This window comes from Psychrosphaera aestuarii, assembly GCF_017948405.1.
In the GTDB taxonomy this organism is placed as follows: domain Bacteria; phylum Pseudomonadota; class Gammaproteobacteria; order Enterobacterales; family Alteromonadaceae; genus Psychrosphaera; species Psychrosphaera aestuarii.
On the sequence record NZ_CP072844.1, the window covers coordinates 2,458,943 to 2,473,109 of the forward strand.

Genomic DNA, 14,167 nt, shown 5'->3' on the forward strand with positions numbered 1-14,167 from the left:
TTCAGCGCGCGCATATTATACACACACGCCCCACCCACGAAAAGCGACATTCAAAAACAATGGATATACTACTGATTTGTAATATTAATCTGCTCAGACTCTTTGGCTTTACCTTGCATGATAGACACCTCGACTCGACGATTGATACGTCTATTAGCGGCAGATGTATTTGGTAATAATGGCCTAGTGTCTGCATGACCGACTACTATGACTCGGTTTTTATCAAAACCAGGCACTTTAATCATTTCGGTGGCCACAGCAACTGCACGCTGTGAGGATAAATCCCAGTTGTTAAAAAACAACTCGTTGGTAACATTGATGTCATCGGTATGACCCGATACTGTAATCTCGCCGGGAACATCATTTAAAACTCGACCAACCTTTTGAATAATTGGTTTAAACTGGTCCTGCAAATATGCAGATCCGGATGGGAACGAGCCATTTTCTCTTATTCTGATAATAATTTGTTGTCCTAGCGATTCTAATTCGATAGCACCATCAATTATTTCTTGCTGCATTTGTTGCGCTATTTTTTTAAGAAGCTCATTCACTTCTTCTTGCTCTGCAGCCGCTTCAGCAGACGACTCTGATTCAGCTTCAGCCGTAGCTGAACTCATACCACCTCGCATTTCAGCGGTTTGCTCTTGACGACCGCCGGCCGATTCATCTTCACCCTCTTCAAACTCTAATACTTGCTGTGTAATTTCTATCGTTTGTTGTTGAATAATCTCGATAGGAGTTGGTTCTGGTCGGCCCGGGCGAAACTCCTGTGCAATCACAGATGTTCCTTTTGGAATATCTTTTACTTCAATTTTGTTTTGTACGCCAAATGCAAACTTCATCGAGCCTGCAATTTGTTTAAACTTTAACACGTCCATTTCAGCAAACGACAGAAGCAAAACAAAGAAGCACATCAATAGTGACATTAAATCAGCGAATGTTCCCATCCAGCCGGGCAGCCCTTCCGGGGGGCATTTTGGGCACTCTTCTTCAGACATCCGCTATTCCTCGGTATTTACTTCACGTTTAGAGGCCGCAAGGTAATTTCTCAATACACCTTCAATGACTTTTGGATTTTGACCATCTTGAATACCAAGTACACCATCCATAATTAAGCTTTGATTTAGCTTTTCTTCGCTTGTACGCAAATTTAGTTTAAAGGACATAGGTAACGCGATAACATTTGCTAAGAATGCACCGTAAAGCGTCGTTAACAATGCAACCGCCATTGCTGGCCCAATGGATTTTGGATCATCCATATTCGATAACATCGCAACCAAGCCAACTAAGGTACCAATCATACCCATTGCAGGGGCGATATCACCTAATGTTTTAAACATACCAGCACCCATTTCATGACGCTCAGTGGTTAACGATATATCTTTCGATAAAGTGGCTCTTACTACTTCACCATCATGACCATCAACAAGTAGGTCAACGCCTTTTTGTAAAAATGGGTTACCAATCTCTGCTTCTTCTAAGGCTAAAAAGCCACCTTTACGTGCAGAGTCCGCTAATTCTACAATTTTCTCTATAAGCTCTTCTGGAGTTTCGATTTTAAATGAAAATGCTTTACCAGCAATTTTACCTACTGCAATAAATTGTGGCAGGGTGTAGTTAGACATTAATACGAATGTTGAGCCACCAAATACAATAGCTATTGACGGAACGTCAATAAACATTCCTAGCCCACCACCTAAAATCATGGCTAATACAATGAAGCCTATGGCTCCGATCATGCCAACAATACTAGCTAAATCCACAATTTACTCCTGCAATAGATGATGTTCCACTAAGTTTAATTATCGACAGCAAAACTAGCAACTTAAATATTATCGGTAACTTAATGACTTAACCGAACAAAGTTTAATCAATTTATAGTTATTCTAGCTCAATATAATTGAATAACCATGGCATTTACGATACCTTTACCGGCTAATTTTGGCAGCCTATATGCAAATGAAAACAGACTTATGACTACTCCGAAAAATTTAACGTTTGAAACTGCGATAACTGAGCTGGAAACAATAGTAAACCAACTTGAATCTGGTGACTTAGAACTAGAGCAATCGTTAGCGCTTTTTGAACGAGGTATCGAACTAACACGTTTAAGCCAAAGTCGTTTGCAAGAAGCTGAACAAAAGGTTCAAATTTTAATGGAAAAGCAAGGTAATTTAGAGCTTCAGCCATTTAATGAAAATGTTGGCCAGGACGACTAAAGCTAATGACTATTCAAAACGTCATTATTGATACGCAACAACGAATTGAAAGCGTCCTACAGAGCTTTTTAGCTGAGTCGAGTATTTCAGACTCAAAATTAAAAGAGGCAATGCGTTATTCGTTGCTGCTTGGTGGCAAACGAGTTCGACCTTTTTTAGTGTATAGCACAGGTGAAATCTTAGGCGCTAACCCAAAGGATTTAGATGCCTCAGCGGCTGCAATCGAATCAATTCATACGTACAGCTTAATTCATGACGACTTACCAGCAATGGACGATGATGAGCTTAGGCGTGGCAAGCCGACATGTCATAAACAATATGATGAGGCTACGGCTATCCTAGCAGGCGATGCACTACAGTCATTTGCATTTGAGATCCTGACCGGACATAGTTTTCAAGGCACAAATATTTCCAACCAACTCGCGCTTGTGAGCTTGGTTGCATCATCAGCGTCTCAAATGTGTGCTGGCCAAAGTATCGACTTAGAAAATACTAACAATGCTAATGTGTCTATCGAACACTTAGAAAATATGCATAAACTAAAAACAGGTGCTTTAATAAAGGCATCAGTTCTTGCAGGCGCTATTTGCGCTAATGCAACATCCGCTCAAATACAAGCCTTAGGTCAATATGCTGATGCTATTGGATTAGCATTTCAAGTTTGGGATGATATTCTAGACATTACGTCGGACACCGAAACGTTAGGAAAACCGCAAGGCTCTGATGAGCAATCAAATAAGTCGACCTATCCTGCATTGTTAGGACTAGATCAAGCAAAAATTAAAGCACAGCAATTGATTGATGAAGCAAATTTAGCATTAACGAAAATTGATGCTGACACTTCAACATTAAGTCAATTGGCGCAATACATCATTGAAAGAGATCATTAGTAATTTTATGACAGTTAATATGGCGGATTATCCGAATTTACAAAAGGCGTTATTGCCTACCGACCTGCGTCAATTACCTCAGGAACAGTTAGTTTCTGTTTGTGATGAATTACGTGCGTACCTTTTAAACTCGGTAAGTAAAAGTTCAGGGCACTTCGCGTCCGGCTTGGGAACCGTAGAATTAACGGTCGCTCTTCATTATGTTTATAACACGCCTTACGATCGTGTAATTTGGGATGTTGGCCACCAAGCTTATCCTCATAAAATCATTACTGGAAGAGCCGATAAAATCCATACAATTCGTCAGAAAGATGGCTTACATCCATTTCCTTGGCGAGAAGAGAGTGAGTATGACACATTAAGTGTCGGCCATTCATCAACGTCAATTAGCGCCGCTTTAGGAATGGCTATTGCTGCTGAAGCACAGCACAAAGCTAATCCTGCTGATGCAATTAGAAAAGTTTGCGCTGTTATTGGTGATGGGGCAATGACTGCTGGTATGGCTTTTGAAGCTATGAACCACGCCGGTGATATAAAGCCCGATATGTTAGTCGTCCTGAATGACAACGACATGTCTATTTCAGAAAACGTTGGTGCACTTAACACCCACATGGCTAAGTTACTCTCAGGGAACTTATATACAACGTTTCGAGAGAGCGGAAAAAAATTACTGAGTGGCATTCCTCCAATTAAAGAACTTGCAAGCCGTGCCGAAGAACACTTAAAAGGTATGGTAGTTCCAAGCACTATTTTTGAGGAATTAGGTTTTAACTATATTGGACCTATTGATGGCCATGATGTTGATGCTCTTGTAGATACTTTACGTAATATGCGAGACTTAAAAGGTCCACAGTTTCTTCACATCGTTACGAAAAAAGGCAAAGGCTACGATCCAGCCGAGCTTGACCCGATTAAATACCATGCCGTTCCAAAGTTTGACCCAAGTTTAGACTCTTTGCCTAAATCGGTATCAAGTGGCCCAACATACTCAAAAGTATTTGGTGACTGGTTGTGTGATATGGCCGCTCAAGATCCTAAGTTAATGGCCATCACACCTGCCATGCGCGAAGGTTCGGGTATGGTTCAGTTTGCAAAAGAATACCCAGACCAATACTTTGACGTTGCTATTGCTGAACAGCACGCTGTTACGCTTGCAGCTGGTATGGCATGCGAAGGCTACAATGCCGTTGTTGCCATATATTCCAGCTTTTTACAGCGCGCTTATGACCAGCTAATACATGACGTCGCTATCATGAACTTGCCTGTGCTATTTGCCGTTGACAGAGCCGGCATTGTTGGCGCTGATGGCCCAACACACCAAGGCTCATTTGATTTGAGTTTCATGCGCTGCATACCAAACCTAGTTATCATGGCGCCTAGCGATGAAAATGAATGCCGTCAAATGTTATACACAGGTCATAAACTTAATAAACCATCGGTAGTTCGTTACCCAAGAGGGACTGGAATGGGCACCGAGATAATAGAGACGATGACCGAGCTTGAGATTGGTAAAGGTCGAATTATCTCTAAAGAAACGGCTTCAGAATGTAATGAAACATGCATCGCCATACTCAGTTTTGGTACATTCCTAGCCTCAGCAAACTATGCGGCAAAAGAGTTAGATGCTACCGTTGTCGATATGCGATTTGTTAAGCCGTTGGACGTTAATCTAATTGATGAATTAGCCGCTACCCATGATGTGCTAGTAACTCTCGAGGATAATGCGATCGCAGGCGGTGCAGGTTCTTATGTAAATGAATACCTAAATATGCGTGGCCACGATAATCGCGTATTAAACTTAGGTCTTCCTGATAACTTCATCAAGCACGGAACACAGCAAGAAATATACGAGGAGCTTGAATTAGACGGCAAAGGTGTTGAAAACCAAATTCGTCGATTCATGATTAGCTAATACTAAAAAACCCGTTAAGAGTTAGGCATCTAATCGATGATTTACTTAACGGGTTTCTCCAAATTACACGCTTTAGTCTAGGTCTTTTAGTGGCCAAACAACAATATAATCCTCAAATTGCTCCTCTGAAATCATATCATCAAACACAATTTTACCTCTAACTGACATACCAGCTTTATGCATCGCTGACTTTTTGCCTTTGTTCAATAAAGGATGCCAACTTGGCAGCCCCCGCCCTTCTTGAAGACGTCGGTAACTGCAACTGGTTGGCATATAGAAAACTTGCTCTAAATTGTCCTGAGTAAGCTGAATACAACTTGGGACTAATTTAGTTCGCTCAGTATAGACACTACATTCACACTTTTTATCATTTAAGTATCGACACGCCACTGACGTAAAATGAAGCTCTTCTTGTTCATTAATATGTGTAGTATCAACCGCATCGTCATACCCTTCATCGTCAATCAATTTGTGAAGACAACATTTTGCACATCCATCACAAATAGACTCCCACTCTGTGCGAGTCATTTCTATTAACGATTTTTCTTTCCAAAAAGGTGCTGCGTTATTTATTGTTGTCATATTAAATTTTTGGGTATCCTATGCGATCTGCTAAATAGCCTACAGACGTAACAAAGTAATACGAACGATTCCAGTGCATGAGTGACTTGTAGTTATCGTAAGCTAAATACATACGACCTTTAGCATCATCTGGCATAATAAGTGCTGCCGTCACATCAACGTTTGGTAATGGCTTGCCATCCATACGTGTAATGCCTAAGTTTGCCCATTCTGATAATGGTTTTTCATTTTTAGCAAAGTTTTCTAACCAACCTTTTCGACCTTTACTATTTTTCGCCATGATTAGGTTCTTATCAAAGTTTTCTGGTAACTGTACCTGGCGACCCCAAGTTTTATTGTTATCCCAACCTTCTTGTTTCAAGTAATTGGCGATTGACGCGAAAACATCAGTTTTATTGGTCCAAATGTCTTTCTTACCATCTTTGTCACCGTCTGCAGCATAAGCAAGAAATGAAGTTGGAATAAATTGACACTGCCCCATTGCGCCGGCCCAAGACCCCACAAACTTTTCTTTACTTATATGGCCTTCTTGGAGAATTTGAAGTGATGCCCATAATTGACGTTTAAAGAAAGCTTCACGTCGTCCGTCATAACTTAGTGTTGTTATCGAATCAATAATCGGCATTTTGCCTTGTATACGACCAAAATTCGTTTCTAAAGCCCATAAAGAGACGATAAACCTAGCTTGAACACCATATTCAGCCGCAATCTTTTCTAATAACTCGCGATTTTCAACATACGCTTCTCTCGCTTTTTTTACCTTCCACTCCGGTACTCGTTTTGGTAAATAAGTATCAAGTGTTTCAACAAATTCAGGTTGATTTTTATCCGCTTTAACGACACGTTTTAGGTAAGTCAAATTTGATAAATGAGTTTCAACAAAACTAGATTCAAAACCTTTTTCAATTGCTTCTTTTTTTAAGCCTTCAACATATTGCTCAAAAGATGGTTTATCAGCCGCTAACGACGAAAATATAGGCGACGACAAAAGAATTCCTGCAATGATAGTTCTTAACTTCATGTAACCTCTCTTATACATCCTCTTTAGAATGTGTTTGGTTCTTTTTAAATGTATCTAATAAGTTTTCTTGTGGGGGTGGTATTTGTAAATAAAACCCCTTCTCTACTAACTCTTCTTTTACTTTAGGTAGGTCGGCAATTGCAAGATGTTTACGACGATCTAAGTCTAAAGTCATGACGAGTTGCGGACGACCAATTAATTCCATTAATGCTTCTGGAACTTTTGAAAAGTCATCGGCTTTCTCTACATATAGATAAGTTTCGGCCTTTTTTGAGCTTTTATATATTGTACATAGTTGCATAATTTAGCCTTTCTTTAATAGTGGGTTGTATGAAAGCTTTCCGATATCGTACTTTTCATTCCAAATTTGCAAGCTGTCTTTTAGAAGAGGATAGCGCCATGGTTGGGAAAAGTCTGGCTGTTCTTGACCCGGTACTTGCCATTGCCATTTGACCCATTGATTCAACTGTTTTTTTGTCGCTAAAAGTGGCAGAGGTACATTATGTTTAACACTTGCTTCTGTCACTAACTGCTTTAATAATTTAAAAGCCTGCTTATAATCTGGGAAGTCAGTTAGTCTTGGAATTATTAAAGGGCAATCTTCTAACTCCACTTCTTTACCTTTCGAAATACAATCTAACATTGCCTTGCCATGGATACGAACTTCACTTGGATGAATATCCGGAATGTTTTTTAAACTGTTTAAATCAGCTGGTCGACGCTGCGAAAGCGTAAATAATGTCGCATCCTTCGCCACAAAGCCTAACGCTAAGTTTTTCTTAACCGCGACGTCATAGCGCCAAATACATAATTCTTTTAAAACAGCGAGTTCTCTTCGTTTTAACTGCCATGCATTTCCAAAGTCTTGATACAAGTTCTCTATGTCTTTGTCTTTACTTTTTTGTTCAACTTTTAGTTCTGCTTCAATCAAATTGTACTGGTCCAATTTACGAGATTGAAGCTCCTCATTAAACGCATGATAAAGCGGTAGTAAGTACTTAACGTCGTTTGCGGCATAGTGGAGTTGAGTTTGTTCTAAAGGTCTTTTTAACCAGTTCGTTCTTGCTTCACCTTTGTCTAACGTCACTCCCAGTGTTTTTTCGACGGCAGCACCAAAACCTAACACAGTACCGTCATTTAAAAATTGACCTGCGATTTGCGTATCAAAAAGGGGCTGTGGTAGGCGACCTGAATAAACCTTAAAAACCTCAAGATCTTCGTGACAAGAGTGCAGTACTTTAGTGATGTTTTTATTTGTCAATAATTGCCAAAACGGCTCTAAGTCTAATCCTACTAGTGGATCAATAAGCACTAGTGACTTTCCATCATAAGCCTGAATTAATCCTAAATCAGCATTAAATGTTCTGGTACGAACAAACTCTGTGTCTAGCGCTAAAACAGCGGCACTTGATGCCTGTGAACAAAATGCATCTAACTGCGCTTGGCTATCGACGTATTGGTATTCAGATTGTGACTCTTTCACTATATTATTCACTCTTTAAAACAAAAAAAGCTGACCTTAGTCAGCTTTTAATCAAATTGTAGAATCAATTATTCTTTAAGCTTACGACGTAAGATCTTGCCAACGTTAGACTTTGGCAATTCGTCTCGGAATTCTACCAGTTTAGGAACTTTATATCCTGTTAATCTTTCGCGACAATGTTCAATCACTTGCTCTTCCGTTAGGCTCGGATCTTTTTTAACGACAAATATCTTAACCACTTCGCCAGACACTTCATGAGGAATACCAATAGCGGCCGCCTCTAAAACGCCCTCGTGAGTAACCACTTCGTCTTCAATTTCATTTGGAAATACATTAAATCCAGAAACTAAAATCATGTCTTTTTTACGATCAACAATATACAGTAAGCCTTCATCATCAATTTTAGCGATATCACCAGTAGACAACCAACCATCTGTCAACACTTCGTCAGTCGCTTCTTGTCGTCCTAAGTAACCTCGCATAACCTGAGGCCCTTTAACTAACAGCTCACCTGGCTCACCAGCTTTGACGTCTTCGCCGTCTTCACCAACTAAACGGATATCCGTAGATGGAACGGCAACACCGATACTGCCGGTATATTGGCCAATATCAAAAGGTACAAATGAAACAACTGGTGAACATTCTGTTAAGCCATAACCCTCTAATAAATCACAGCCGGTAACATTTAACCAACGCTCCGCTACTGCGCGTTGAACCGCCATGCCACCACCAATACTTAAATTAAGTGACGAGAAGTCGAGTTCAGAAAATCCAGGTGTGTTTAACAATCCATTAAACAATGTGTTTACACCACTAATAGCTGTGAACTTTACCGTGCTAAGTTCTTTTACAAAACCCGGCATGTCTCTTGGGTTTGTAATCAGAACATTCGTGCCACCAAACTTTAAGAAGAGTAAGCAGTTCGCTGTTAATGCAAAAATATGATAAAGCGGTAATGCTGTTATTATTGTGTCTTTACCTTCTTCCAAGCATGGACCTAACAATGCTGAAACTTGCTCTAGGTTCGCGACCATGTTGCTATGAGTAAGCATCGCTCCTTTAGAGACACCAGTGGTGCCACCGGTATACTGTAAAAAGGCTAAATCTTCACCAACAACTTCCACAGGGGTAACAGAAAGCTGACGTCCCTTTTTAATCACCTCTTTAAATGGTATCGCTGTTGGTAAGTTATATTCAGGAACCATTTTCTTAACAAACTTAACCACAAAATCAACGACAAACCCTTTCATGCCTAACATGTCGCCCATTTTTGTAAGCACTACATGTTCTACCGACGTCTTATCTAAAACTTGCTCTAATGTATTCGCAAAGTTTTCTACAATAATGATTGCTTTTGATTTGCTATCGTTTAACTGATGTTCTAATTCCCGAGGCGTATAGAGCGGGTTAACATTGACAACAATTGCGCCTATTCGATGCACGGCAATAAGAGCTACTGGGTACTGCAATAAATTTGGCATCATAATCGCGACTGCATCGCCTTTTTTAATACCAAGTTCGTTTTGAAGATATGCGGCGAACGCTTCTGCTTCTTTATTTAATTCATTATATGAAATGGATTTTCCCATATTCATAAATGCTTCTTTGTCGCCAAATTTTGTTACGCTGTCTTGAACAACGTTTAATAACGAATGTTGCGGATCTAGGTCTATTTCTGATGCTACATTTTTAGGATATTTATTTAACCAGATCTTGTCCAAAACGCTCTCCTGAATCAATTTTCAATGCTTTCAATTTTTTAAGACCAAAATAATCCGCTACAATACTCCAACTCATCCGATCAGACAAATTAGATAGAATAAAAAAGCATCAAACCATCACTTTAGCTTAATTATTCGGCAATTATAGTAAAAATTCACCAATATGGTGAGCTGTTTGTGAAGGGTTTTCAAGATGGCAATGGTGGTGACCATCTACTGTTAACAATATGTGTCGTTTATAACATTGCTTAAACAATGAATAACTATCTTTCATAGTTTGGTATCCCTCATCCGCTAAAATCACTAATGTCTTCGCAGTGATTGATGAAATAACCTGCTCCGCTGCAACTTTGTTTAACCTAATTGGTGAACCGGTTTTTAACCTTAGATCCGTTCTCCAAACAAATCCACCATCAACCAACTCTGTATTTCGATGGATTAGTCTTTGCGCCGCTAAATAACTTAAATTACCAGCGTCTTGACGAGCTTTTATAGCCAGCTCAATACTTTTATGAATTCGTGGTTGCTTATTGGCGACTAATTTTCGTGAGTCCATAGCACTTCGAATATTACTAAGGGCAAGGGTGTCGTCTTGAATAATTAAACCCGCAGAATCTATGAGGACAAGCTTTGCTATCGAGTCTGGATATAAGCCAGCGATAACTGTCGCTAACATACCACCTAGGGAGTGCCCTACCAGTACTGGAGGCGAGTTAAGTTCTAGTGCATCTATGACTTCTATAACGTCTGAAACCCAGTCGATGAAATGATAATAACTGTTATTGGCGCGGTGAAACGAATGACCGTGACCTGGAAGATCTATAGCGATCCAGTTCATGTTTGGTAACGCATCGATTAGTGGAACAAAACTAGCGGCGTTGTCTAGCCAGCCATGCAATGCAAGTATTGTTGGAGAGTCAGGTGACGATATATGCTCTATGGCTTTAATTTCGCCACCCGATATTTTGATGATTTTTTCGTTCAATGAGATTATTGCTTTACAAACTTCAACGTCATACGATCACTTTCACCGATCGCCAAATACTTTTCTTTATCCATTGCCCCCATAGCTAACGTTGGAGGCAGAGTGTACACTCCTTTCGGATGGTCTTTGGTGTCAGCGTTATTTGCATTGATTTCACTGGTTTCGACTAACTTAAAGCCTGCATTTTCTGCAGCTTTAATCACATAGTTTTCGGCTAAGTAACCTTCAGGTGCTGATGATGAAAAGTCAGAATACTGTGTTGAGCGATGCTGTATGATACCCAAGACGCCGCCTGGTTTTAACGCCTTGTAAACCGACTCTAAGCCTTGTTGCATTTGACCAACTTCATCCCAAATGTGTAACGTGCGAACAATAATAGCAATATCAATTGAGTCAACATCTGCAATATCAATTTGTTCAGGTGGTTCAAATTCAGTAAAAAGTACCGAGCCATACAATGCCTGATCCGACATTTTTTCTCGATACTCAAGTGCTATTTTACTCCAAAATGCTAAACGCTTATCGTCTGAATTTTGATTATTCAATCCGAACGTTGCTGCTACTAGTTGTCCATTATCTTTTAAATAGGGCGCAAGTATTTCGCTATACCAACCATTTCCGGGCCATACTTCTAGTACTGTGCTTGACGGTTGAATATTAAAGAATTGAATAACATCTGCAGGATGACGATAATTATCACGGGCTTTGTGTTCCACACTACGGTGCTCGCTATTCAAAATATCTTCAATTTTTTTGTTTAGTTGAGTCGCAGTAGTTTGCACGGAGTATAAAGCAACCGCGCAACACAGCGCGGTCAATAAGGAGCTTTTAAACATCAAGTTCAGCCTTGGTAATTATTAATTTTATTATTATTGTTTCTTGCCTTTCGACTTAACCACACCAGTGGGCTTTATTTTATTATTTCCGCCTATTATGTATAAATTGCGGGTACCACCTGGCCGATACCATCTTGGATTATAACCATACGAACCATAATGAAACTTAACTCTTGATGGTGCTACCGAGCTTTTCCATAAGTGTATCTTGGCATTCGTTAACGTAGGGTAAACATATTCATATTCATCTATTTTCTGCGATTCACTGGATTTAATTTCACCTAGCACTGTCACAGGCTTACCCTTTTCGAACACTTCAGGATCTAAAAAGCCATTAACATACACTCTAAATCGACCGACAGGAACATCTTTCAAATCTGGTCTGCCATTGCTTTTGGCTGGATAATACAGAGCATCAACGCGAGTTTTATCTGCTTCGTTTTTAATATCAGTAATCACACCGCTCCAACGGGCTTGCTGCCCGACCAATTTAGCATCGTCGGCACTAGCAGATGAATACTCCGCTAGCGTAGTATTTTCAGGAACACTAACCAAATCGGGGTAACTTGCACACCCACCAAGTAATGCTATTGCTCCCAGCATCATTAAGCTTTTTGTTAATATTTTCATTTACCTACCTCACTATTGTATAACGACTAGTACTAGTATTAGGCAAATTACGCGGTAATATCAACCTTTATTTTTCTAGCCATATCTTGGCTACTTTCATTAACTTGCAGACTATTGTATGAATTAACCGCCGTTTGGCCTAATCCTGAGGAAGTTTGCTGTTGCTCTCGACGGCTAGCTGCGTTGAGCTCGAGCTGTTGAACAGTTTGAGCGTCAGGAGCCCTAAGCTGATTGGATGTGTCCGCCGTATCCGTTCGCAAACGCTCATCTCGCTGGCGTTGTTCACTTCTACCAGCCTCTGATTGCAAAGCCTCTTGTTGCTGAATGCTCTCAGTGTTTTGACGCCTTTGTACAGCGTCTTCTTGCTGCTCTCGACGTTGAACGCTCGTGTCTCTGTTTTGATTCTGCTGTTGGATAAGTTGCTGTTCAGCTCGAACATTTCCACCAACATTTGGTCCGTAACCGATACCTTCTGGCATAACTAACTCCTAAAATAATCTAGTTACTTTAAGTTTAGTCAACGATTTTAAAACTGCGAATATAATCCGATAATGCGGATGTGATCTCTTTAAAAACATCTCTGTTTTGACAGCTTGTTACCATTTGTGGCATTCCGTTCAAGGTACACATAATTAAAGTTGATACTCGTTTACTGTCAACTGTGTGACTTACCTGATTTAACTCTTTTGCTCGCTCAATGGCATTCAAAATTGAGCTTTGTGCAGAACAAAAAATGCCATCAATTCTGACTCTTAAACCGTCATCTGTAGCACCAAGCTCGGCAAGAAGATTGTGAATTGGACAGCCATTGCACATGTCATCCTGAGACGCATTTTCAGAGATTTCCTCTATGGAAAGTGCCATTGCCTCTATTGGATCATTGGCTTTTGCTAATGGCTCCCAACGTGCTTTTGACTGCTCTTTAAAAAGCTCATCAACAACGGCATACAACAATTCTTGTTTGTTTGAGAAATGGTGATAAAGCGCGCCCTTAGACACTTCAGCTTTGTTGATTATGTCCGACAAACTTGTGCCGTTATAGCCTTTTTGCTGAAATAGGCATGACGCAATTTCTAACAAATTTTTTCGGGTTTTATCTGGATCTCTTAAGGCCATAAAATTTATCTCTACTAATAACAACCAACCGGTCGGTTTTAATTATGCACTAACTTTGTCTTAAAAATAACCAAAAAGTTCAAACTATCTGCCTGGTAATTTTTTCCAAGTGACTTCATCTCGTACATAATTTGGTTGAGCTAACTCGGCAGGTAGGCCCTCACCATTTTTAAACTTGTCTTCCACCAACGTAAAACCAAATTTAACATCCGGTAGTGTAATGTTGCTGATCTCACACTTTACTTTAGACGATAGAATTTCCTGATATGTGCCCCAACCAGTCCCTACAGCAATGGCATTATCTGACAGTTTGAAATCAGACAAATCAATCGACTCCGGTTTACATACCATATCCGCAAGGGTTGCTACAGCAACACCATCAATATTGTTATAAATAGCAAAATAAACTTCAGACATCCTCGCGTCTATTGCAGCTATGACTTGTTCAGCGCCATGCTCTTCAATAGCTTGCTGTGCCATAAGCGCAAGATTTGAAACGCCTAAAACAGGTAAATCAGCACCAAAAGCAAGCCCTTGTGTAATAGAAACGCCGATTCTAACGCCAGTAAAACTACCAGGGCCACAGCCATATAAAATGCCATCAAATTGCTCTAATGAAAGCTTCGATTCTTTAAGTAATGTTTCTACGCCAGGCAATAGTTTTTGAGAATGTTGCTGAGGGCAAACTTCAAAGTAACTAAATATTCTTTCGTCGAGTTTTATTGCTACTGAACAAGCTTCCGTAGCGGCATCTAGGGCTAATAATTTCATA

Annotated in this window: 16 protein-coding genes; 3 read left to right on the top strand and 13 right to left on the bottom strand. The window is 40.0% G+C overall.

The window, feature by feature from the left end; translation table 11 throughout:
* Positions 1-68: 68 nt before the first annotated feature.
* Both J9318_RS11205 and pomA read right to left on the bottom strand, forming a co-directional pair.
* Positions 69-998, bottom strand: coding sequence for a flagellar motor protein MotB (locus J9318_RS11205; protein ID WP_210560004.1), 930 nt, complete (start codon positions 996-998; stop codon positions 69-71).
* 3 nt (positions 999-1,001) lie between these two features.
* Positions 1,002-1,763 carry a flagellar motor protein PomA gene (gene pomA / locus J9318_RS11210; protein WP_210560005.1) on the bottom strand — a complete coding sequence of 254 codons (762 nt, stop codon included), beginning with the start codon at positions 1,761-1,763 and terminating at the stop codon, positions 1,002-1,004.
* A gap of 210 nt (positions 1,764-1,973) precedes the next feature.
* Here pomA and J9318_RS11215 point away from each other — a divergent pair, with 210 nt between their 5' ends.
* The 3 genes from J9318_RS11215 to dxs are packed head-to-tail and all read left to right on the top strand — an operon-like array spanning position 1,974 to position 5,021.
* Entirely contained in the window at positions 1,974-2,219 is a 246-nt protein-coding gene (locus J9318_RS11215; RefSeq protein ID WP_210560006.1) for an exodeoxyribonuclease VII small subunit, read from the top strand.
* Between the two features lie 5 nt (positions 2,220-2,224).
* On the top strand, positions 2,225-3,109 hold the full coding sequence (ispA, locus tag J9318_RS11220) for a (2E,6E)-farnesyl diphosphate synthase (RefSeq protein ID WP_210560007.1): 885 nt from the start codon (positions 2,225-2,227) through the stop codon (positions 3,107-3,109).
* Positions 3,110-3,116: 7 nt separating this feature from the next.
* Positions 3,117-5,021 (top strand): 1-deoxy-D-xylulose-5-phosphate synthase, encoded by a 1,905-nt coding sequence (gene dxs, locus J9318_RS11225; protein ID WP_210560008.1) that lies wholly within the window; start codon positions 3,117-3,119, stop codon positions 5,019-5,021.
* Between the two features lie 72 nt (positions 5,022-5,093).
* On the opposite strand, the gene J9318_RS11230 is transcribed toward dxs, so the two are convergent.
* From J9318_RS11230 to tsaB, 11 genes are all read right to left on the bottom strand, one after another.
* The gene (locus J9318_RS11230; protein ID WP_210560009.1) at positions 5,094-5,603 is read right to left on the bottom strand and encodes a YcgN family cysteine cluster protein; all 510 of its coding nucleotides are present in this window, start codon (positions 5,601-5,603) and stop codon (positions 5,094-5,096) included.
* 1 nt (position 5,604) lies between these two features.
* The gene (locus J9318_RS11235; protein ID WP_210560010.1) at positions 5,605-6,624 is read right to left on the bottom strand and encodes a lytic murein transglycosylase; all 1,020 of its coding nucleotides are present in this window, start codon (positions 6,622-6,624) and stop codon (positions 5,605-5,607) included.
* Between the two features lie 10 nt (positions 6,625-6,634).
* Positions 6,635-6,925: a YcgL domain-containing protein gene (locus tag J9318_RS11240; RefSeq protein ID WP_210560011.1), complete on the bottom strand. Its 291-nt coding sequence runs from the start codon at positions 6,923-6,925 to the stop codon at positions 6,635-6,637.
* Positions 6,926-6,928: 3 nt separating this feature from the next.
* The gene (gene rnd, locus J9318_RS11245) at positions 6,929-8,107 is read right to left on the bottom strand and encodes a ribonuclease D (RefSeq protein WP_210560012.1); all 1,179 of its coding nucleotides are present in this window, start codon (positions 8,105-8,107) and stop codon (positions 6,929-6,931) included.
* A 68-nt stretch (positions 8,108-8,175) separates the two neighbouring features.
* Positions 8,176-9,828, bottom strand: coding sequence for a long-chain-fatty-acid--CoA ligase FadD (gene fadD, locus J9318_RS11250; RefSeq protein ID WP_210560013.1), 1,653 nt, complete (start codon positions 9,826-9,828; stop codon positions 8,176-8,178).
* A 142-nt stretch (positions 9,829-9,970) separates the two neighbouring features.
* Positions 9,971-10,813, bottom strand: coding sequence for an alpha/beta fold hydrolase (locus J9318_RS11255; protein ID WP_210560014.1), 843 nt, complete (start codon positions 10,811-10,813; stop codon positions 9,971-9,973).
* A gap of 5 nt (positions 10,814-10,818) precedes the next feature.
* Positions 10,819-11,649: a class I SAM-dependent methyltransferase gene (locus J9318_RS11260; protein ID WP_210560015.1), complete on the bottom strand. Its 831-nt coding sequence runs from the start codon at positions 11,647-11,649 to the stop codon at positions 10,819-10,821.
* 33 nt (positions 11,650-11,682) lie between these two features.
* Positions 11,683-12,279, bottom strand: a complete 597-nt coding sequence (locus tag J9318_RS11265; RefSeq protein ID WP_210560016.1) for a Slp family lipoprotein — start codon at positions 12,277-12,279, stop codon at positions 11,683-11,685.
* A gap of 47 nt (positions 12,280-12,326) precedes the next feature.
* A complete protein-coding gene (locus J9318_RS11270; protein ID WP_210560017.1) occupies positions 12,327-12,758 on the bottom strand; it encodes a hypothetical protein in 432 nt (143 codons plus the stop codon).
* A 34-nt stretch (positions 12,759-12,792) separates the two neighbouring features.
* Positions 12,793-13,395, bottom strand: a complete 603-nt coding sequence (locus J9318_RS11275; protein ID WP_210560018.1) for a TetR/AcrR family transcriptional regulator — start codon at positions 13,393-13,395, stop codon at positions 12,793-12,795.
* A gap of 84 nt (positions 13,396-13,479) precedes the next feature.
* The gene (gene tsaB, locus J9318_RS11280; RefSeq protein ID WP_210560019.1) at positions 13,480-14,166 is read right to left on the bottom strand and encodes a tRNA (adenosine(37)-N6)-threonylcarbamoyltransferase complex dimerization subunit type 1 TsaB; all 687 of its coding nucleotides are present in this window, start codon (positions 14,164-14,166) and stop codon (positions 13,480-13,482) included.
* Position 14,167: the final 1 nt, after the last annotated feature.